This window comes from Phenylobacterium immobile (ATCC 35973), assembly GCF_001375595.1.
In the GTDB taxonomy this organism is placed as follows: domain Bacteria; phylum Pseudomonadota; class Alphaproteobacteria; order Caulobacterales; family Caulobacteraceae; genus Phenylobacterium; species Phenylobacterium immobile.
The window spans coordinates 58,836-78,118 of sequence record NZ_CVJQ01000001.1 but is presented as its reverse complement, the minus strand read 5'-3'; the positions used below and the strand labels follow the sequence as shown (position 1 = coordinate 78,118).

18 protein-coding genes are annotated in these 19,283 nt (G+C 67.6%); 14 read left to right on the top strand and 4 right to left on the bottom strand.

Features of this window, described 5'->3' with window-relative positions:
- The first annotated feature begins 66 nt into the window (after nucleotides 1-66).
- Nucleotides 67-2,922 carry a DNA polymerase I gene (gene polA / locus BN1313_RS00350; RefSeq protein WP_091734996.1) on the top strand — a complete coding sequence of 952 codons (2,856 nt, stop codon included), beginning with the start codon at nucleotides 67-69 and terminating at the stop codon, nucleotides 2,920-2,922.
- Here polA and BN1313_RS00345 read toward each other — a convergent pair.
- Nucleotides 2,919-4,943, bottom strand: coding sequence for a TonB-dependent receptor plug domain-containing protein (locus BN1313_RS00345; RefSeq protein WP_091734993.1), 2,025 nt, complete (start codon nucleotides 4,941-4,943; stop codon nucleotides 2,919-2,921). The genes polA and BN1313_RS00345 overlap by 4 nt on opposite strands.
- A 97-nt stretch (nucleotides 4,944-5,040) precedes the next feature.
- Nucleotides 5,041-6,486: a metalloprotease TldD gene (tldD, locus tag BN1313_RS00340; protein ID WP_091734991.1), complete on the bottom strand. Its 1,446-nt coding sequence runs from the start codon at nucleotides 6,484-6,486 to the stop codon at nucleotides 5,041-5,043.
- Nucleotides 6,487-6,542: 56 nt separating this feature from the next.
- Here tldD and BN1313_RS00335 point away from each other — a divergent pair, with 56 nt between their 5' ends.
- Entirely contained in the window at nucleotides 6,543-6,989 is a 447-nt protein-coding gene (locus tag BN1313_RS00335; RefSeq protein WP_091734988.1) for a hypothetical protein, read from the top strand.
- A 10-nt stretch (nucleotides 6,990-6,999) separates the two neighbouring features.
- Here BN1313_RS00335 and BN1313_RS00330 read toward each other — a convergent pair whose 3' ends face one another.
- Nucleotides 7,000-7,347 (bottom strand): DUF3140 domain-containing protein, encoded by a 348-nt coding sequence (locus BN1313_RS00330; RefSeq protein ID WP_091734968.1) that lies wholly within the window; start codon nucleotides 7,345-7,347, stop codon nucleotides 7,000-7,002.
- A 257-nt stretch (nucleotides 7,348-7,604) separates the two neighbouring features.
- On the opposite strand from BN1313_RS00330, the gene coxB reads away from it, so the two are divergent.
- The 12 genes from coxB to BN1313_RS00270 all read left to right on the top strand — a co-directional run bounded on the left by coxB (nucleotide 7,605) and on the right by BN1313_RS00270 (nucleotide 18,671).
- On the top strand, nucleotides 7,605-8,585 hold the full coding sequence (gene coxB / locus BN1313_RS00325; protein ID WP_091734965.1) for a cytochrome c oxidase subunit II: 981 nt from the start codon (nucleotides 7,605-7,607) through the stop codon (nucleotides 8,583-8,585).
- Between the two features lie 17 nt (nucleotides 8,586-8,602).
- On the top strand, nucleotides 8,603-10,276 hold the full coding sequence (ctaD, locus tag BN1313_RS00320; protein WP_091734961.1) for a cytochrome c oxidase subunit I: 1,674 nt from the start codon (nucleotides 8,603-8,605) through the stop codon (nucleotides 10,274-10,276).
- Between the two features lie 129 nt (nucleotides 10,277-10,405).
- Nucleotides 10,406-11,392 carry a heme o synthase gene (gene cyoE, locus BN1313_RS00315; protein WP_091734957.1) on the top strand — a complete coding sequence of 329 codons (987 nt, stop codon included), beginning with the start codon at nucleotides 10,406-10,408 and terminating at the stop codon, nucleotides 11,390-11,392.
- 27 nt (nucleotides 11,393-11,419) lie between these two features.
- The gene (locus tag BN1313_RS16425; protein ID WP_091734954.1) at nucleotides 11,420-11,575 is read left to right on the top strand and encodes a hypothetical protein; all 156 of its coding nucleotides are present in this window, start codon (nucleotides 11,420-11,422) and stop codon (nucleotides 11,573-11,575) included.
- Complete coding sequence (locus tag BN1313_RS00305; protein WP_281176445.1) at nucleotides 11,553-12,170, top strand: cytochrome c oxidase assembly protein; 618 nt, start codon at nucleotides 11,553-11,555, stop codon at nucleotides 12,168-12,170. The genes BN1313_RS16425 and BN1313_RS00305 overlap by 23 nt, the downstream gene beginning before the upstream one ends.
- 71 nt (nucleotides 12,171-12,241) lie before the next feature.
- Nucleotides 12,242-13,207, top strand: coding sequence for a CsgG/HfaB family protein (locus tag BN1313_RS00300; protein ID WP_141653049.1), 966 nt, complete (start codon nucleotides 12,242-12,244; stop codon nucleotides 13,205-13,207).
- Nucleotides 13,208-13,408: 201 nt separating this feature from the next.
- Nucleotides 13,409-14,284, top strand: coding sequence for a cytochrome c oxidase subunit 3 (locus BN1313_RS00295; protein ID WP_091734946.1), 876 nt, complete (start codon nucleotides 13,409-13,411; stop codon nucleotides 14,282-14,284).
- Entirely contained in the window at nucleotides 14,227-14,655 is a 429-nt protein-coding gene (locus BN1313_RS00290; RefSeq protein WP_342666744.1) for a DUF983 domain-containing protein, read from the top strand. The genes BN1313_RS00295 and BN1313_RS00290 overlap by 58 nt, the downstream gene beginning before the upstream one ends.
- On the top strand, nucleotides 14,648-15,364 hold the full coding sequence (locus tag BN1313_RS00285) for an SURF1 family protein (protein WP_091734943.1): 717 nt from the start codon (nucleotides 14,648-14,650) through the stop codon (nucleotides 15,362-15,364). Before BN1313_RS00290 ends, BN1313_RS00285 begins: the two co-directional genes overlap by 8 nt.
- A 5-nt stretch (nucleotides 15,365-15,369) precedes the next feature.
- Complete coding sequence (gene thrC, locus BN1313_RS00280) at nucleotides 15,370-16,758, top strand: threonine synthase (RefSeq protein WP_091734940.1); 1,389 nt, start codon at nucleotides 15,370-15,372, stop codon at nucleotides 16,756-16,758.
- A 59-nt stretch (nucleotides 16,759-16,817) separates the two neighbouring features.
- Nucleotides 16,818-18,038 carry a M16 family metallopeptidase gene (locus BN1313_RS00275; RefSeq protein WP_091734938.1) on the top strand — a complete coding sequence of 407 codons (1,221 nt, stop codon included), beginning with the start codon at nucleotides 16,818-16,820 and terminating at the stop codon, nucleotides 18,036-18,038.
- Nucleotides 18,039-18,068: 30 nt separating this feature from the next.
- Nucleotides 18,069-18,671 (top strand): GNAT family N-acetyltransferase, encoded by a 603-nt coding sequence (locus BN1313_RS00270; RefSeq protein ID WP_091734935.1) that lies wholly within the window; start codon nucleotides 18,069-18,071, stop codon nucleotides 18,669-18,671.
- Here BN1313_RS00270 and BN1313_RS00265 read toward each other — a convergent pair.
- On the bottom strand, nucleotides 18,668-19,252 hold the full coding sequence (locus tag BN1313_RS00265) for a YqgE/AlgH family protein (RefSeq protein WP_425415024.1): 585 nt from the start codon (nucleotides 19,250-19,252) through the stop codon (nucleotides 18,668-18,670). The genes BN1313_RS00270 and BN1313_RS00265 overlap by 4 nt on opposite strands.
- Between the last annotated feature and the right edge of the window lie 31 nt (nucleotides 19,253-19,283).

Below are 19,283 nucleotides of genomic sequence, written 5' to 3'. Positions count from 1 at the left end.
AATTATACCCGGATATAATTCATATCCGCGGATGACGTCCTGGAGCGCTCATCCTATCTTTCGCCCATGACCGACATCCTCGAAGCCCCCCTGCCTGATCTCCCGCGCGAGCCGACCCAGGACGGCCCGGCGATGCGGCTCTATCTGGTGGATGGCTCGGGCTACCTGTTCCGCGCCTACCACGCCCTGCCGCCGCTCACCCGCAAGAGCGACGGAACCCCGGTGGGCGCGGTCGCCGGCTTCTCCAACATGATCTGGAAGCTGCTGGCCGATATGAAGGCGGCGGATGACGCGCCGACCCACCTGGCGGTGATCTTCGACCATTCCGAGAAGACTTTCCGCAACAAGATCTACGACCAATACAAGGCCCACCGCCCGCCGCCGCCGGAAGACCTGATCCCGCAGTTCGCCCTGGTGCGCGAGGCGACGCGGGCCTTTGGCGTGCCCTGCATCGAGCTGGCCGGCTACGAGGCCGACGACCTGATCGCGGCCTACGCCTGCAAGGTCCGCGACCTCGGCGGTGAGGTGGTGATCGTCTCGTCCGACAAGGATCTGATGCAACTCGTCGACGACAAGGTCTCGATGCTGGACACCATGAAGAACCTGCGCATCGGCCCCGCCGAGGTGTTTGAGAAGTTCGGCGTGACGCCGGACAAGGTGGTCGACGTCCAGGCGCTCTGCGGCGACAGCGTCGATAACGTCCCGGGCGCGCCAGGCATCGGCATCAAGACCGCCGCCGCCCTCATCACCGAATATGGCGATCTCGACAGCGTGTTGGCCCGCGCCGGCGAGGTGAAGCAGCAGAAGCGCCGCGAGACGTTGATCGAGTACGCCGCCCAGATCCGCATGTCGCGCGAACTCGTGAAGCTCGACTGCGATACGCCGCTGCCGTGCCCGATCGACGAGCTGGGTGTCGAGGAGCCGGACCCAAAGACCCTTGTCGACTTCCTGGAATTGATGGAGTTCCGCACCCTGACGCGGCGCGTCCAAGACGCCTTCGCCGGGGGCGGACCGGCCACGACGGCCGCGCCGGACGTCAAGGCGCCCAGCGCGCCGCAACACGGCGCCATCGACGTCAACGCCTACGTCTGCGTGCGTGACGAGGCGACGCTGGACGCTTGGATCGCCAAGGCCAAGTCCGTCGGCCTGATCGCCTTCGACACCGAGACCGACGCCTTGTCCTCGTCCAGCGCTGGGCTTTGCGGCGTGTCCCTGGCTACGGCGCCCGGCGAGGCCTGCTACATCCCCGTCGGCCACTGTTCCGAACAGGCCGGCGGCCTGATGCTGGACGGGGAGGGCGACTTCAACCAGCTGCCGCTGGAGATGGTGATCGCACGCCTGAAGCCGTTGCTCGAGGACCCCGGCGTCCTCAAGGTGGCGCAGAACGCCAAGTACGACATGGCGGTCCTATCCCGCTACGGGATCGAGGTGTTTCCCATCGAGGACACCATGCTCCTGAGCTACGTCCTGGAAGGCGGCTTGCACGGCCACGGCATGGACGAGTTGTCCAAGTTGTGGCTGGGCCATGAGCCGATCGCCTTCAAACACGTCGCCGGCTCGGGCAAGACGCAGAAGAGTTTCAAGCACATCGAGCTTCAGCCGGCGACCTGCTACGCGGCGGAGGACGCCGATGTGACGCTACGGCTCTACGAGCATCTGCGGCCTCGCCTGGTCCACGAGCGGATGGCCACGGTCTACGAGACCCTCGAGCGCCCTTTGCCGGCGGTGCTGGCCAAGATGGAGCTAGCGGGCGTCAAGGTCGATCCTGAGCGTCTGCGGGAGCTCTCCAACGATTTCGCCGTGCGCATGGCCGAGCTGGAGGTCCAGGCTCACGCCTTGGCTGGCCGCGCCTTCAACCTGGGCAGCCCGAAACAGATCGGCGACGTGCTCTACAAGGAGATGGGCCTGTCGACCGGCAAGACCACCGGCGGCGGCGCGGTCTCGACCGACGCCTCGGTGCTGGAGGATCTCGCCGCCCAGGGTCACGCCCTGCCTCGCACGCTCCTGGACTGGCGCCAGCTGTCGAAGCTGAAGGGCACCTATACGGACAACCTCGTGGCCGCCATCGACCCGAAGACCGGCCGGGTCCACACCTCCTACTCCATGGCGGCGGCCTCCACGGGCCGTCTCGCCTCCACCGATCCGAACCTGCAGAACATCCCGATCCGCACCGAGGAAGGCCGCAAGATCCGCAAGGCCTTCATCGCCGAACCGGGTCATGTGCTGATCAGCGCAGACTATAGCCAGATCGAGCTGCGCCTGCTCGCCCACATCGGCGACATCCCGCAGCTGAAGCGCGCCTTCGCCGAGGGCCTGGACATCCACGCCATGACGGCGTCGGAGATGTTCGGCGTGCCGGTCGAAGGCATGCCCGCGGAGACGCGGCGGCGCGCCAAGGCGATCAACTTCGGCATCGTCTACGGGATCTCGGCCTTCGGCCTGGCCAACCAGCTGTCGATCCCGCGGGACGAGGCGGGGGCGTATATCCGCACCTATTTTGAGCGCTTCCCCGGCATCAAGACCTACATGGAGCGGATGCAGCAGCAGGTCCGCGCCGAAGCCTTCGTCACCACCATCTTCGGCCGGAAAATCCACATCCCCGCCGTCCGCGGCAAGAGCCAGGCCGAGCGCAGCTTCGCCGACCGCGCCGCCATCAACGCCCCGATCCAGGGGGCGGCCGCGGACGTGATCCGCCGCGCCATGGCGCGCATGCCCCAGGCCCTGCTCGACGCAGGACTGAAGGGCCGCATGCTGCTGCAGGTGCACGACGAACTGGTGTTCGAGGCGCCTGAGGCCGAGGCCGAAAGTCTGATCGCCGTCGCCAAGGCGGTCATGGAGCGCGCGGCCGAACCGGCGGTGGCGCTCAGCGTGCCCCTGATTGTCGAAGCCCGCGCCGCCGCCAACTGGGACGACGCCCACTAGCCAAAGGTGCGCCGTACCCGGAACCAGACCATCGGTCCGAACTGCAGGTGGCGGTCGTTGATGGCCGCCAGCGGGGCTGCGCCACGCGGGCCGTCGTAGAGATAGCGGGTGACCCGCAGGCCGCGCGACGTCGCATTCTGCAGTTCGGCGCGCAACTGCAGGTTGGGCTTCGGCCGGTATTCGACAAAGCCGGTGACATAGGTGCGAAGCTTCACCAGCTCCTTATTGCTCGACCTGAAATAGGCCTCGCGCCAGGCGCCGAAGGCGTCGACGCCCCAGGTCAGTTTCCACTGCGGCAGGTCGTGGGTGAAGTGGGCCTCCCACTCCAGGTGCCGCAGCCCGGAGATGGTGCGCATCTCGCCGGTGGTGGGATCAGTGACGCGCGAGCGCCGCCAGGTCGTGTCGCCCCGCAACTGCGCGCCCTTCACCCGCAGGATGCGGATCGGCAGGCGGTCGAAGGGCAGGGTGATCGTCGCCTGAAGCTCCGCCTTGGTCCCGGGCCCGATGTTCGCCGGATTGTCGAAGACCGAGCCGTCACCACTGAACACCGGACCGACATCGACGACATTGCTCAGCCGGAAGTGGCGCAGGGTGACGACTCCCGTCGCGCCCCAACTCAGGCGGCGCTCGAAGGCGGCCTCCGCCACCCAGGCGGTCTCCGGGTTCAGGTCCGGGTTGCCGGCCGTGACCTGCCCCTGGTTCAGCGCGGCCTCGGCGACGAAGGCGTCGAAGTCCAGTTGGCCGACGATCCGCTCCAACCGTAGGCGCACCTGGGAGCCGTCCTTCGGCGTCCAGCTGACCGCCAGGCGGGGCTTGGTGAAGGCCAGCGCCTTAGCCAGCGCCACATCGCCGTCCGAACTGATCTTCGAGGCCTCCTGCTTCAGCGAACCCTCCACCTGGAACTTCGGCGAGGGCCGCCAGGTGACGTTGACAAAGGCCTCGGCGCGCTTTTCCCGCACCTGGACGTCGGCCGCTGGCAGCGGAATCGCCGCGCCGTTCTCTGAGAACCGGGTGGCGGAATTGAGCTTGTTAAGCGCCGCCTCGCCGCCGGCCTCCCAGGACAGCTGCTCGGAACGCCGGACGCGCAGGATGACCCGGCCGACGCTTTCCGATGACCGCTGCTGGACCCCGAACTCCGAGCTCGGACCCACCGGCGGGGCGAAGCTTTCTCGATAAGCCTCGTCCTCGGTCTGGCGCAGGCCGATAAGCTCAATCTCAGACTTCGACCCGACGCTTCGGACAAAGCGGCCGCCGAGTTCGGCCTCGGTTTCCGGCGAGCGTGAGCGCGACTGCTGGAATCCCGCTGTCGGAACAGTGAAGGTCTGCGTTTCGTCGGTACGGAAGCGATCCGTGAACAGTCGCCCATTGATCCGGAACCGGCCGCCCGCGACGGGCAGCTCATAGGCGGCTGTGGCTGTGGTCTGCCAGCCATCCCCCTGAGAGCGGATGTCGGACCGGCTCAGCACGCGACCTGCGGCATCGGTCCGCACGCCGGGCCCGCCGCCCGCGCCGTCGTCGATGCCGCGCCCTTGGCGCAGGCTCGCTTCCCAGGTGCGGCCATCCTGGTCGCCGGACGCTTCCAGGCGATAGCTCGGGATCGACCGGCCGTCCTTCACGACCACGCCGTTGGCCATGGCCACCAGGCCGCGTCGTCCGCCGCCGGCCTTGCGCACCACGTTCACCACCACCGACTTGCCCTGCATGTCGACGCCCGGCGCGCCGCCGCGGATCAGCTCCACCCGCTCGACCTTGCCCGCCGGAATGCGGCGCAGCACCTCCTCTATGTCGTCGCTCTTGGTGGAGGGCCTGCGGCCATCGATCAGCACATTGCCCGCCGCACCGCCGAAGCCGCGCACCTGCTCGCCGCCGTCGATGACGAAGCCGGGCAGCCGCAGCAGCATCTCAAAGGCGTTGGCGGCGCCGGAACTGGCGAAGAACACCGGGGGGTAGGCGATCAACCCCGTCTGCGGCGCGGCGACCACCGGCGCCGGTGGCGGGGCGTAGAGTGGAATAAGCGGCATGCGCAACAGTCTCCCGCCGCCAGGGGTGCGCGAGAGACCGCCGATACGCCAGTTACAAGCCGGTAAGCTTGATTAAATCACCGCCCGCTTGGCCCCTTTAGAGGCTCGTGCCGCCCACCGTCAGGCCGGTCAGCTTCAGCGACGGCTGGCCGACGCCCACCGGCACGCCCTGGCCGGACTTGCCGCAGACGCCGATGCCGGGATCGAAGCAGAAGTCGTCGCCGATCATGGTGACGCGAGTCAGCGCCGTGGGGCCGTCGCCGATCAGGGTCGCACCCTTCACCGGTGTCGTCACCTTGCCATCCTCAATGAGGTAGGCCTCGGTGCACTGGAAGACGAACTTACCGTTGGTGATGTCCACCTGGCCGCCGCCGAAGCTGGCGCAATAGAGGCCGTGCTTGGTCGAAGCGATCATCTCGGCGCGGGGAACGTCGCCGCCCAGCATGCCGGTGTTGGTCATCCGCGGCATGGGCATGTGCGCATAGGATTGGCGGCGGCCGTTGCCCGTGGGGGCCAGGCCCATCAGGCGCGCGCTCATCCGATCGTGCATATAGCCGACGAGGATGCCGTCCTCGATGAGGACGGTGCGCTCGGTCGGCGTGCCTTCGTCGTCGACGGTCAGCGAACCGCGGCGGCCAGCGATCGCGCCGTCGTCAAAGACGGTGACACCGGGGGCGGCCACCCGTTCGCCGATGCGGCCGGAGAAGGCCGAGGTGCCCTTGCGGTTGAAGTCGCCCTCCAGGCCATGGCCGACGGCTTCGTGCAGCAACACGCCGTTCCAGCCGGGGCCGATCACCACGTCCATCTCGCCGGCCGGGCAGGGCACGGCCTCAAGGTTCACCAGCGCCTGGCGGAGCGATTCCTCGACCGCGTCCTTCCAGTTGTCTTCAGTGATCCAGGCTTCAAAGCCGGCGCGGCCCCCGGAGCCCGTGTACCCATTCTCGCGGCGGCCATCGCGTTCGACCGTGAGCTGAACATTGATGCGCGCGAGGGGGCGGACATCGCGGATCAATCGGCCGTCGGCGCGCAGAATCTCGACGATCCGCCGCTCGCCGGCCAAGGAGGCCATCACCTGGACGATCCGCGGATCGCGGGCGCGGGCCCACGCGTCGATCTCCTGGAGCAGAGCGACCTTGTCGGAGAAACCTGGCGAGGCCAGCGGATCATCCTCGCCGTAGAGCCGGGTGTTGGTGGCGCGCGGGCCTTCGGCGGCGACGCCTGAATAGCCACGCTTGGCCAGGACCGCGGAACTGGCGGCCCGCTTCAGGGCCGCCTCCGAGATTTCCCCCGAGTGGGCGTAGCCGGCGGTCTCTCCCGCCACCACCCTCAGGCCAAAGCCCTCGGTCGCGTCATAGGCGGCGGATTTCAGCCGGCCGTCGTCGAAGACGAAGGATTCGCTCTCGGAGCGTTCGATGAACAGTTCGCCGTCATCGGCGCCGGCGAGGGCTTCGCCCAGGATGTCGCGGGCGCGGGCGGAGTCGACCCCGCAGGATTCGAGGATGCCGGATTCTAGGGTAGATTGGGCGGGCGAGATGGCGTTCATCCCTGCAAGATAGGAAGAAGCCGCGCGTCCGTCACCTGCGCGCTTAATGGAAACCCATGACGACCATCTCAAAACTGAAGTCCGCCCCCGCTGCGCTGCTGGTGGTCGCGGGCTTAGCTTACTTCGGCGTGCTGGCCCTGTTTACGGCGCAGTTCGTGGCCATGGGGCTGTCAGGCGCCCTCAGCCTGTTCCTGATCGGCTTCATCGTGGTTTGGATCGTCTCGGCGCGCCTGTTGCGCGCCTGGGCGGGGCTGGGCGCCTCGGGCTTCCTTCACGATTTTCGCGGACTTTATATAGAGGGCGGCCGACTGATCTTCGTCGCCCCCTGGGTGCGCAGCTTCGCGCTCTCCGAAATCGAGGCCGTCGGTGCGGCGAAGCTCCCGCCGTTCCCGCAGCCCTTCTTCGAGCTCTCCATCCGCAATGGCGCCAAATGGCGGGTTCCCGGCTTCCTGCTGGTCGAGGGCGCGGAGGCGGCGGCCGCCGACGTGCGCGCCCGTCTCTGAAGTCCGCCGTTCAGTCGCGTTTCAGCGGGTCGTGTCCCCAGTTCATGAGCGACCAGCGCCAGCGGGTGTCGCGAGTCTCCCCAGCCGGCCGCTGCGCCAGATGGCGGCGGCAATAGCCGACGACCTTTCTCATGTGGGCGTAGTCCACGTCCTCGAACTCCGGGACGGTCTTGTCCAGGATGGCGATGATCCTGCGGGCGGATTGCCGTCCCACGGACTCGGTCTCGCCGCGGCGCGTCATGCCGACCTTCTTGCTCTCGTCGGTGGTCAGCCACCCCTTGATCTCGGCGGCGCTCATGTTCACCGCCTTGCGGAATTCCGCACGAATGGCCTCCTCGTCGTCGGTGGTCAGGCGCATGGGCCCCTCCAGCTTGCGAGCCGCTCGCAGGTGGCGAGTGATCGCGGTTTGAGCGAATGAAATGCGGCAGGAGGCGGCATGAGGGCAATGGCCTCCCAGCCCCTGCAAGCGCCTTGGCAAGCTTTCAGGTTGCGCGTATGCACGCGCGCTGAAGGGCAGGGTCAGGCGTAGGCGTCCAGCTTTCGTCCTTCATATGCAGTCGGCGGGGGCGATCGTAAGTTTCGCGAGACGCGGCCGGCCAACCAGACCGAGGGGACATGAAGTCTAGCTTTCAGGGGATGCGAGCGCGGATGGCGGGTGTCGCCATGGGCGCTCAGTTTGCGTTCTGGGGCGCCAGCGCGTGGGCCGCGGACAACATCGGCCAGCCGACCGACCGGGCCATCGACCTGCAGCCGGGCGTTTCGCCGCTGCGGCACGAGGCGATCTTCTTCCACAATGTGATCCTGATGCCGATCATCACGGCCATCGTGGTGTTCGTCGCGGTCCTCCTGTGCATCTGCGTCTTCCGCTTCAACAAGCGGGCCAATCCGGTTCCCGCCCGCTGGAGCCACAACACCAAGCTTGAAATCGCCTGGACCCTGATCCCGGTGCTGATCTTGATGGTCATTGCGATCTTCTCGTTCCGGCTGCTCTTCGCCTATCACAACATGCCCAAGCCGGACCTCACGGTGAAGGCGACTGGCTACCAGTGGTACTGGGGCTATGAACTCCCCGACCAGAAGGTCCCGGAAATCATCGCCAACGTCCTGCCGGAAGACCAGGCCAAGGCCGCCGGCAAGCCGTACCTCCTCGCCTCGACCGAAGCCCTGGTGGTTCCGGTGAACAAGGTCGTCCGCGTTCTGGTCACCGGCGCCGATGTGATCCACGCCTTCGCCGTGCCCTCCTTCGGCATCATCACCGACGCCGTCCCCGGCCGAGTGAATGAAACCTGGTTCAAGGCCGAGCGCATCGGCACCTATTACGGCCAGTGCCGCGAGCTCTGCGGCGTCGACCACGCCTACATGCCGATCGAAGTGCGCGTCGTCTCCCAGGCCGACTTCGACGCTTGGGTGCTCAGCAAGGGCGGCGATCCCGCTGGCGCCTCGGCTACGCCTGCCCCGGTCTCGCCCGCCGCGGCGGCTGACGCCGGCGCCTTGGCGACGCCTGCCGCTGCGATCGCGCCGGAAAATCCGGCTGCGCCCGCGCCCGCCACTCCTGCTCCCACGTCCGCTGCGCCCGCTGCGCAGCCGGCGCACTGATATTAGGATCGCGTAAGATGGCTATCGCCGCCCCGCACGAACATTCCGCTGATGGTCATCATCATGACGATCACGACCACAAGCCCGGGTTCTTCACCCGCTGGTTCTTCTCCACGAACCACAAGGATATCGGCACGCTCTACCTGCTGTTCGCCATCATGGCGGGCCTGGTCGGCGGCGCTCTGTCGGGTCTGATCCGCTGGGAACTGGCTGAACCGGGGATCCAGGTGTTCAAGGCCGGCTCGTTCCTGGCCCAGACGGGCCTGATCGAACCGTCCAAGCATGGCTATAACGCGGTGGTCACCGCCCACGCCCTGATCATGATCTTCTTCATGGTCATGCCGGCCATGATCGGCGGGTTCGGCAACTGGTTCGTCCCGCTGATGATCGGCGCGCCGGACATGGCCTTCCCGCGGATGAACAATATCTCCTTCTGGCTGCTCGTCGCCGCCTGGGTGATGCTGCTCACCTCGATGTGTGTCGACGGCGGCCCCGGCAAGGGCTTCGGCGGCGGCTGGACGGCCTATCCGCCGCTCTCGACGTCTGGCCACACCGGTCCGGCCATGGACTGCGCGATCCTATCGCTTCACCTGGCCGGCGCTAGCTCGATCCTCGGCGCCATCAACTTCATCACCACCATCTTCAACATGCGGGCGCCGGGCATGACCCTGCACAAGATGCCGCTGTTTGTGTGGTCGGTGCTGGTGACGGTGTTCCTGCTGCTGCTCTCGCTGCCCGTCCTGGCCGGCGCGATCACCATGTTGCTGACCGACCGCAACTTCCACACCCACTTCTTCGATCCTGCCGGCGGCGGCGATCCCGTGATGTTCCAGCACCTGTTCTGGTTCTTCGGTCACCCGGAAGTGTACATCCTCATCCTGCCCGGCTTCGGTATCGTCAGCCACATCGTCTCGACCTTCAGCCGCAAGCCGGTGTTCGGCTACCTCGCCATGGCCTACGCCATGGTCGCGATCGGCTTCATCGGCTTCGTCGTGTGGGCCCACCACATGTACACCGTCGGCATGAACATCAATCTGCGCGCCTACTTCGTGGCGGCCACCATGGTCATCGCGGTGCCGACGGGGGTGAAGGTGTTCAGCTGGATCGCCACCATGTGGGGCGGCTCCATCGACTTCAAGACGCCGATGCTGTGGGCGATCGGCTTCATCTTCCTGTTCACCGTCGGCGGCGTGACCGGCGTGGTGCTATCGAACGCCGGCATCGATTACAGCCTGCACGACACCTACTATGTGGTCGCCCACTTCCACTATGTGCTCAGCCTGGGCGCCGTGTTCGCGATCTTCGCCGGCTTCTACTACTGGTTCGAAAAGATCTTCGGCGTGAAGTACCGCGAATGGCTGGGCGCTCTGCACTTCTGGATCACCTTCGTCGGCGTGAACCTGATCTTCTTCCCGCAACACTTCCTGGGCCTCCAGGGGATGCCGCGCCGTTACGTCGACTACCCGGAAGCCTTCACCTACTGGAACCACGTCTCTTCGATCGGTTATGCGATTACTCTGGTGGGCGTGATGGTGTTCCTGGTGTTGTTGCTCGACGCGATGATCTTCCGCCGGAAGGCCGAAGCCAATCCGTGGGGTGAGGGCGCAACGACTCTGGAGTGGACCCTGTCCTCGCCGCCGCCGTTCCACCAGTTCAACGAACTGCCGGTCATCAAGCCAGACGCGCACTAGGGCGGCAGGCGACCGCGAGGACGCCGACCGCAAGACGAGCAAGGGGGCGCGGGCTGATCAGTCCGCGCCCCCATCCTTTTGGAAATCGAGCTTGGCCGCGAACTTCCGCCACGTCCGGCTCAAAGGAGTATGCTGGTGAGCATGACCCCTGCCCTCGAGACCGCCCCTGACGTCGTCGCCCCCGCCCGCTGGCAGGATTTCCTGCAGCTGATGAAGCCGCGCGTCATGTCGCTGGTGATCTTCACCGGCCTCACGGGCCTGGTCTGCGCGAGGACGCCGATCAATCCGATCCTCGGCGCCATCGCCATCCTCTGCATCGCCGTGGGCGCAGGCGCCTCGGCCGCGCTGAACATGTGGTACGACGCCGACATCGACCGGCAGATGCGCCGCACCCGCTCGCGGCCGGTCGCCGCCGGCCGGGTTCAGGGCGCAGACTCGCTGGCGCTGGGCGTCGTGCTGTCGTTGTTCTCGGTGATGCTGATGGGCATGGCGCTGAACTGGCTGGCGGCCGGCCTGCTTGCTTTCACCATCTTCTTCTACGGCGTCGTCTACACGATCTGGCTGAAGCGCTCGACGGCGCAGAACATCGTGATCGGCGGCCTGGCTGGCGCGTTGCCTCCGGTCATCGGCTGGGCGGCGGCTTCGGGAACGACGCCCCTGAACGCCTGGCTGCTGTGCGCCATCATCTTCATGTGGACCCCGCCGCACTTCTGGGCGCTCTCGCTCTACACCAGCGAGGACTACAAGAAGGCCGGGGTGCCGATGCTGCCCGTCGTGCGCGGCGCCCCCTACACCCGCCGGCAGATCCTGATCTATTCCCTGCTGTTCTGCCCGCTCTGCATCGCGCCGGCCTTCACTGGCCTGGGCGGTCTGGCCTACCTGGCGGTCGCGAGCTTCGGCGCAGCGGTCTTCCTGCTGCTGGCCTTCCGCCTGTTCCGCAGCAAGGCCGGCGAGCAGACCGGCGAGCGCAACGACGACGGCCTCTATGACGTCCGCGCCGGGGCCAAGGACGCGCGCAACCTGTTCGCCTTCTCGATCCTCTATCTCACCCTGCTGTTCGCCACCCTGCTGGGCGAACAGCTGGCGGGCGCAAAAGTCTTCGCCACGCTGGTCTGACCCCCGCCGAAGGAGTAGGAAGCCGCCATGAGCGACCCGACACATGAACCCGAGGCCTTCGCGAAAGCACGCCGTGGCCGAAACATCGCCATCGCTCTCGGCCTGGGTGTCTTCGTCATCCTGGTCTTTGTGGTCACTGTACTGAAGATGGGCGCCAGCGGTGTCGCAGCCCCCCATTTCTGAACCCGACCCCCTGGCGGCGACCGCCAGGCGCAATCGCAAGCTCGGCGCGGTCTGCGTCGTAGGCTTCCTCGCTATGGTCGGCGCGGCCTACGCCTCCGTGCCGCTCTACCGCGCCTTCTGCCAGGCCACGGGGTTTGACGGCACGGTGCGAAAGGCCAGCGCCGCGCCGACGACGGTCGCCGACCGGGCCGTCACCGTCCGCTTCGACGTCAACACGCGCGACCTGCCGTGGGCCTTCACCGCCGAGCAGACGACCCAGGCGGTCAAGCTGGGCGAGACCAAGCTCGCGCTCTTCCGGGTGACGAACAATTCCGACCAGCCGGTGACGGGCCGGGCGATCTTCAACGTCGTGCCCGAACAGGCCGGCGCCTATTTCCAGAAGCTCGAATGCTTCTGCTTCTCCGACCAGACAATCGGCGCGCGCCAGAGCGTGGACATGCCCGTGCTCTACTTCATCGACCCGAAATACGCCGATGACTTCGAGACCCAGGGCAAGAGCGAGGTGACGCTCTCCTACACCTTCTTCCGGTCCGTCGATGCTCCCGCCCCGGCCGTCCCACACCCCGGCAAACCGCTCGCCACCCCGGCGGACTGAAGCTTCATCTTCAAATGTTGAACGTGACGGCGCCGCCGCGTAGCGTGCGCGTCGGATTCTGGGAGGCATACATGCGCATCAATAAGTTCCTCGGCGCCGCCATGGGCGTGGCGACCCTCCTGCTCGCGGCCCAGCCGGCCGCCGCCCAGTACGGGATGGACAAGAAGCCGCCGAAGAACGCCGCCACGCCGGAACTGCCGCGCTGCGACCGGCCCCTGGGCCGCGCCGCCGTGCAGGAGCCGGAAAACCGCTGGTGGACCGAGCTTGGCCTCTCCAATCCAGAAGCCCTGCTGAAGCTGTTCGCCGCCCGCTCGGGCTGCCTGCGCATCGTCGATCGCAACGCCGGCCTGGCGATGCGCAACCAGGAGCAGGATCTGGCCTCCTCCGGCGGCCTGCGCCGGGGCTCCAACATTGGCGGCGGCCAGATCGCCGGCGCAGACTTCTTCATCGTCCCCGACATCGCCAACTCCAATTCCAACTCCGGCGGGAACGCCTTGGGCGCCGTGGCCGGCGCCCTCGGTTCGCGCCTGGGCGGCTTCGGCGCCCTGGCCGGCGGCCTCTCCACCAAGAAGGCTGAGGCCCAGGCCCTGATCACCCTCGTCGACGCTCGCACCACCGAGCAACTCTATGTCGCTGAAGGCGTGGCCAAGAAGACCGACATCTCCTTCGGCGTCGGCGGCGGCGGCTACGGCGCCGGCGGATTCGGCGCGGCCGCCGGCGGCGGCTATTCCAACACCGAAATCGGCAAGGTCATCACCGCGGCCTATTTCAACGCCTTCATCGACCTGGTGGGCTATCTTCAACGCAACGCGCCGACCGGTGCCGAGGCCTCGCAGAACGCCGGCATCCAGGCCTACAAGGCGACGCAGATCGTCGTCATGCGCGCCTCGCCGGCGCCGACGGCCAAGCAGGTCCGCACCTTCAACCCGGGCGACGCCGTCTATCCGACCGGCCAGCGCAACGGCATCTGGTGGGAAGCCGACGACGAGAATGGCAACCGCGGCTGGGTCTCCTCGGCCTTGATCAGCCCGCGCTGAGCTGACCGCCCACGCCGGAAATCCAGCCGCCGGCGGACCTTTGCGGGTCCGCCGGCGGTTCTTTGTCCGGACGGGGCCGCAAGCGCCCATTCCCACTTGGCGGGGGACCCGCCCCGGGGCTATAGCGTCACCCAAACTTGGACGCAGCCGCCCCTGCGGGCGCGCGTCCGTTGTGGGGATAGTTGAGGGGTTACGACTGAAATGGCCGCAGGCGTCAAACATGACTACCACCTGGTCAATCCGAGCCCCTGGCCGCTAGCCGGCTCGTTCTTCGCCACTGTCATGGCGATCGGCGGCGTGGTGTGGATGAAGGGCCTGTTCGGCCTGCCTCAGCATACGCTGTGGGTCTTCCTGCTCGGCCTCGCCGGCGTGCTCTACACCATGTTTGGCTGGTGGCGTGATGTGACCAAGGAAGCCAACCAGGGTGATCACACCCCGGTGGTTTCCATCGGCCTCCGCTACGGCATGATTCTGTTCATCGCCTCGGAAGTCATGTTCTTCGTGGCCTGGTTCTGGGTCTTCTTCGAGATGGCGCTGTTCCAGCACCATCGGACGCTCTCCTCGATCGAAGAAGTCCGGCTGGCCTGGGCAACCTGGCCGCCGCATGGCGTCGAACTGGTCCCGGCCTGGAACCTGCCTTTGGTCAACACCCTGATCCTGCTGCTCTCAGGCACCACCGTGACCTGGGCGCACCACGCGCTGCAGCAAGGCGACCGCAGGTCCGCCAAGATCGGCCTGATCCTCACCGTGATTCTGGGCGCCGTCTTCACCTGCGTGCAGGCCTACGAGTACCACCACATCCTCGAGCATAAGTACTTCTTCGGCGGCGAGGGCGCGGAGAACTCCGGCCTCTACGGCTCGTCCTTCTTCATGGCGACCGGCTTCCACGGCTTCCACGTGCTGATCGGCACCATCTTCCTGGCGATCTGCCTGCTGCGCCTGATGGGCAAGGGCATGACGCCCAAGCAGCACTTCGGTTTCGAAGCGGCCGCCTGGTACTGGCACTTCGTCGACGTGGTGTGGCTGTTCCTCTTCGCCTTCATCTACGTGATCTTCGGCGGCGCGGGCGGCCACTGACAATCCGCCCGCCTTTCCCGGCGAACCCCCTGCTGCGGGGGCTTATCGGGCGCTGTCCAAACTGCGGGGGAGGCCGGCTGTTCGCCGGCTTCCTTACCGTCGCACCGGCCTGCGAGGCCTGCGCCTATGATCTGGCGAAGGCCGATTCTGGGGATGGCCCGGCGATCTTCGTGATCCTGATCGGCGGCTTCTTCGGCGCGTTCGGCGCGCTTTTCACCGAATTCACCGTCCATCCGCCGGTCTGGGCGACGCTCCTGATCTGGCTGCCGCTGACCCTTGTGGTCTGCTTGGCGCTCCTGCGGCCGTTCAAGGGCGTGATGCTGGCGGCCCAGTTCATGAACAACGCCGCCGAGGCGCGCCGCGATGACTGAACCGCGCCGCCGGCCGGTCGCGCTGACGATCGCCACCGTGATCGCCTTCGCCATCCTGGTCGCGCTGGGCTTCTGGCAGGTCCAGCGGCTGGCTTGGAAGGAGGCGCTCCTCGCCCGGATCGCCGCCCTGCAGACCGTGCCCGCCCAACCGCTGGCGTCCGTCCTGGCCACGGGCGGCGACATGGACTTCGTTCGTGTTCAGGCGACCTGCCCCGGGCTCGGCGCTGCCCCCTTTCTGGAGCTTTACGGTCTCAGAGACGGTCAGGCCGGCTCGCGTCTCATCTCAGCCTGCGCCACGGGCGTCGCGGCCATGCCGACGATCCTGGTCGACCGCGGCTTCGTCGCCGACACCGTCTCGGCCCGTCCGCCCGTCGATCCAGCCGACCGCACGCCCGTCGCGGTGACCGGCGTGCTGCGGCGGCCGGACAAGCCCAGCCCCTTCGCCGCGCCTGACGATATCGCCAGGGGCCGCTGGTACGCCCGCAACACCGTGGCGATGGCTGAGAGCCTGAAGGCGCCGGCGCCGGCGGCGCCCGTATTCCTGTTCGCGGAAACGGAGACCAATCCGGGCTTCGCCGCCTTGACGCCTGCGCCGATCCCGGCGGAGATCGCCAACAGGCACCTCGAGTACGCGCTCACCTGGTTCGGCCTTGCCGCGGCCCTGGTCGGCGTCTATGCCGCCGTCCTCTTCAGTCGGCGGAAGTCTTAAAGTCCATGCGCTACGTCTCCACCCGTGGCCGTTCGCCCTCGGTGGGCTTCGTCGACGCCGTTCTGGCGGGTCTCGCCCCTGATGGCGGGCTCTATGTCCCGCAGGCCTGGCCGGTCTTCACCCACAACGAGATCGCAAACTTCGCCGGTCGGCCCTATGCGCAGGTCGCCGCTGTCGTCCTGGGCGCCTTCGCCGGCGACGAGGTCGCCCCGGCCGACATGCTGGCCATGTGCGAGGAAGCCTACGCCACCTTCCGCCACCCGGCGGTCGTGCCGCTGACGCAGATCGGTCCGAACGCTTTCATCGCCGAGCTCTTCCACGGCCCCAGCCTCGCCTTCAAGGACGTGGCGATGCAAATTCTGGCCCGGCTCTACGACCACATCCTGCAACGCCAGGGCCGCACGCAGACCATTCTCTGTGCGACATCTGGCGACACCGGCGGCGCTGCTGTTGAAGCCTTCCGCGGCCGCAAGTCGGTGCGGGTCATGGCGCTTTTCCCCGAGGGGCGGATCTCCGAGGTCCAGCGCAGGTTCATGACCGCGGCCGTCGAGGATAACATCGCCTGCGTCGCCGTGGCCGGCGACTTCGACGACTGCCAGGCGATCGTCAAGGACGCCTTCCGCGACGACGATCTGCGCCAGGCCGTGGACCTGTCCGGCGTCAATTCGATCAACTTCGCCCGGATCGCCGCCCAGGCTGTCTACTATTTCACAACCGCCGTGGCGCTCGGCGCGCCGCACCGTCCGGTGAGCTTCTGCGTGCCCTCTGGCAACTTCGGCGACGCCTTCGCCGGCTATGTCGCCAAGACCATGGGGCTGCCGATCAGCCGCATCGTTGTCGCCACCAATTCCAATGACATCCTGGCGCGCGCCTTCTCCACCGGCCGCTATGAGCGCGGCGCGGGCGTGGCGACGATCTCGCCGGCCATGGACATCCAGTCTGCGTCCAACTTTGAGCGCCTGTTTTTCGAGGCGACCGGCCGCGACGCCGCCGCCACGGAAGCCGCCTTCAACAACTTCGCCCAATCCGGCGGCCTCGACGTGCCGCCGGCGGCTCTGCAGATGATGCAAGCATCTTTCCAGGGCCTGTCGACCAGCGAGGACGACACGCGGGCGACCATCGCCGGCATGCTGGCGGTGACTGGCCAGTTGATCGATCCCCACACCGCCGTGGCCGTGGCCGCCCTGCCGCGGACCAGCGCGCCCGGGCCGATCGTGGTCCTGTCCACGGCGCACCCCGCCAAGTTCCCAGAAGACGTCGCTGCGGCCACAGGCCGTACGCCGGCCTTGCCCGCCGGCGTCGCCGACCTCGCCGCTCGGCCGGAGCGGTTCGACCGGGCGCCGGCCGACGCAGCCGACATCAAGGCGCGCCTTCGCGCCTTCGCAGGCGTCTGAGGTTGGCTGGACCGCGCGTCCACACGCTTGCCAACGGCGTTCGGGTTGTCTGCGACCCCATGCCCGGCCTGCAGACCGTGGCGTTGAGCGTGGTCGCCGGGCGCGGCGCGCGTTTCGAGGATGAGGCCCGTTCGGGCTGGTCCCACCTGCTCGAGCACATGGTCTTCAAAGGCGCCGGCGGACGCTCGGCCAAGTCCATCGTCGAAGTGATCGAAGCCGAGGGCGGCAACATCAACGCCGCCACCGGCTATGAGCGGACCAGCTACCAGATTCGCGCCCTGCGCCACGGCCTCGACCTCGGCTCGGCTGTCCTAGCCGACCTGATCCAACGCCCGGCCATGGACGCCGCCGACCTCGCCCGTGAAAAGCAGGTCGTGGCCCAGGAGATCGCGGAAGCGGCCGACGCCCCCGACGACCTGGTCTTCGACCTCGCCCAGACGGCCGCATTCAACGGGCAACCGCTGGGCCGGCCCATCCTGGGCTCCGAGGCCTCGATTGGCACGACGACGCCGGAGAGCCTCGACGCCTGGCGCGCCGCCCTGTACGGCCCGGAAAGCCTGGTGATCAGCGCGGCCGGGGCGGTCGACGAAGACGCCCTCCTGGTCCTGGCCGAACGTGATTTCGGTGGCCTGGCCCCCTCGGGGGTTCTGGCGCGGGAGGCCGCGCCGGCTGCGTTCGTCGGCGGGACCCAGGCAATCGCGCGCAAGCTTGAACAGGCCAATGTCGTCCTCCTGCTGCCGGCGATCGGGGTGCGCGACGCCGACTACTTCGCCCTGCGCCTGCTGGCGGAGATGCTGGGGGGCGGCATGGCCTCCCGCCTTTTCCAGGAAGCCCGGGAGAAGCGGGGCCTGGCCTACGCCATCGACGCCTATTGCGAGACCTACGCCGACACCGGTGTCCTGGGCGTCTTCGCCGGCTGCGCGGCCAGCGACGCCGCTGAACTGGTGGAGGTCGCCGCCGCCGAGATCCTGGGCATGACCACCCCCGTCGGCGATGCCGAGCTCAGCCGCGCCAAGGCCCAACTCAAGGGCGGACTGTTCATGGGCCGCGAGTCCGCGCTCAGCCGATCTGAACATGCGGCCGGTCACGTCCTGACCTTCGGCCACACCCTGACGGCCGAACAGATCGCCGCGGAGGTCGATGCTGTCACTGCCGCCGACGTGGCGCGGCTGGCCTGGCGCATCCTGTCGCCGGCGACCTCGGCCGCAGCCGTCCTGGGGCCGCGCGGGGCGCTGAAGGCGGCGCCGGCCTTCCGCAAGGCGCTCTTCGACCGAGCTTGACCTGCGCCCGGTTTCGGCGACCTTTCGACCATGGCGCTGCTGGACTGGATCGGACAGGACAACGGCCTTCGCCTTACGGGGGAAGGGATCCGCCTGCGCGCGCCGCGGGCGTCCGACTTCGCCGAATGGCGCGAGCTGCGCGCCGCCAGCCGGGCGTTCCTCCAGCCGTGGGAGCCGACCTGGCCGGCCGACGACCTCAGTCGGGCCGCCTTCAAGCGCCGTCTCGCCGCCTATGCGCGTGATCGCGAGATCGGCGCGGCCTTCCCCTTCTTCGTGGTGCGCGACGGCGACGGCGCGATCACCGGCGGGGTGACCCTCTCCAACATCCGCCGTGGCGTCGCCCAGATGGGGTCGGTCGGCTACTGGTGCGGCCGCCCCTTCGTGCGCCGCGGCCACACCCTGGCGGCGGTGCGGGCGCTCCGCATCTTCGCCTTCGAGACCCTGGCGCTGCATAGGCTGGAAGCTAGCTGCATCCCCGACAACGCCGCCTCGCGCAGTCTCCTGGTGAAGGCCGGCTTCCAGGAAGAGGGCTACGCGCGCGCCTATCTGAAGATCAACGGCGCCTGGCGCGACCACGTCCTCTTCGGCCAGATCTCGCCGCTGGGCGGGCGCAACGAGCAGGTTTCGGTTTAGGCGCGCCCCGCCTCGGACCCCAGCCAATGGGGATCAATCCCGAGCTTGCCGAGCGCATGGCCCCACTTGGCCTTATGATCGACGTCGAAGATCAGGCCCTCGTCAGCATCGCAGGCCAGCCAGACATTCTGCTTCAACTCGTCCTCAAGCTGTCCGGCGCCCCAACCCGCATAACCCAGCGCCAGGAGCGAGCGCCGCGGCCGATGGTCGCCGTGCGCCATGGCGACGAGCACCTCACGGGCGCCGGTCAGGATGACGCCGTCGCCCACCGGCAGGCCGCCGGGCGCGTCATAGTCGTCCGTGTGCAGGACAAAGCCGCGTTCGCGCTCCACCGGCCCGCCCAGCAGCACCAGATCGCGGGGAGCCCGGGCGTCAAAGCGGATTTCCAGCCTGTCGAGGAGGTCGAGGACGGTGACGCCTTCCAATGGCCGATTGACCGCCATGCCCATGGCGTGATCGGCGTCGTGGGCGCAGACGAGGATCACGGCACGCTCGAAACGGGGATCCGAAATCCCGGGCATGGCGATCAGCAGCTGGCCGGAGAAAAAGCCGTTGGGCATCGGCTCCATGTTTCCTGCTATTGAGGCGCTTTCAAGGGGCGAGATCGCGCCG

Bases quoted from the DNA above. Each gene is read 5' to 3' on its own strand.
- polA (WP_091734996.1), top strand. From the start codon at position 67: ATGACCGACATCCTCGAAGCCCCCCTGCCTGATCTCCCGCGCGAGCCG.
- BN1313_RS00345 (WP_091734993.1), bottom strand. From the start codon at position 4,943: ATGCCGCTTATTCCACTCTACGCCCCGCCACCGGCGCCGGTGGTCGCC.
- tldD (WP_091734991.1), bottom strand. From the start codon at position 6,486: ATGAACGCCATCTCGCCCGCCCAATCTACCCTAGAATCCGGCATCCTC.
- BN1313_RS00335 (WP_091734988.1), top strand. From the start codon at position 6,543: ATGACGACCATCTCAAAACTGAAGTCCGCCCCCGCTGCGCTGCTGGTG.
- BN1313_RS00330 (WP_091734968.1), bottom strand. From the start codon at position 7,347: ATGCGCCTGACCACCGACGACGAGGAGGCCATTCGTGCGGAATTCCGC.
- coxB (WP_091734965.1), top strand. From the start codon at position 7,605: ATGAAGTCTAGCTTTCAGGGGATGCGAGCGCGGATGGCGGGTGTCGCC.
- ctaD (WP_091734961.1), top strand. From the start codon at position 8,603: ATGGCTATCGCCGCCCCGCACGAACATTCCGCTGATGGTCATCATCAT.
- cyoE (WP_091734957.1), top strand. From the start codon at position 10,406: ATGCTGGTGAGCATGACCCCTGCCCTCGAGACCGCCCCTGACGTCGTC.
- BN1313_RS16425 (WP_091734954.1), top strand. From the start codon at position 11,420: ATGAGCGACCCGACACATGAACCCGAGGCCTTCGCGAAAGCACGCCGT.
- BN1313_RS00300 (WP_141653049.1), top strand. From the start codon at position 12,242: ATGCGCATCAATAAGTTCCTCGGCGCCGCCATGGGCGTGGCGACCCTC.
- BN1313_RS00295 (WP_091734946.1), top strand. From the start codon at position 13,409: ATGGCCGCAGGCGTCAAACATGACTACCACCTGGTCAATCCGAGCCCC.
- BN1313_RS00285 (WP_091734943.1), top strand. From the start codon at position 14,648: ATGACTGAACCGCGCCGCCGGCCGGTCGCGCTGACGATCGCCACCGTG.
- thrC (WP_091734940.1), top strand. From the start codon at position 15,370: ATGCGCTACGTCTCCACCCGTGGCCGTTCGCCCTCGGTGGGCTTCGTC.
- BN1313_RS00275 (WP_091734938.1), top strand. From the start codon at position 16,818: ATGCCCGGCCTGCAGACCGTGGCGTTGAGCGTGGTCGCCGGGCGCGGC.
- BN1313_RS00270 (WP_091734935.1), top strand. From the start codon at position 18,069: ATGGCGCTGCTGGACTGGATCGGACAGGACAACGGCCTTCGCCTTACG.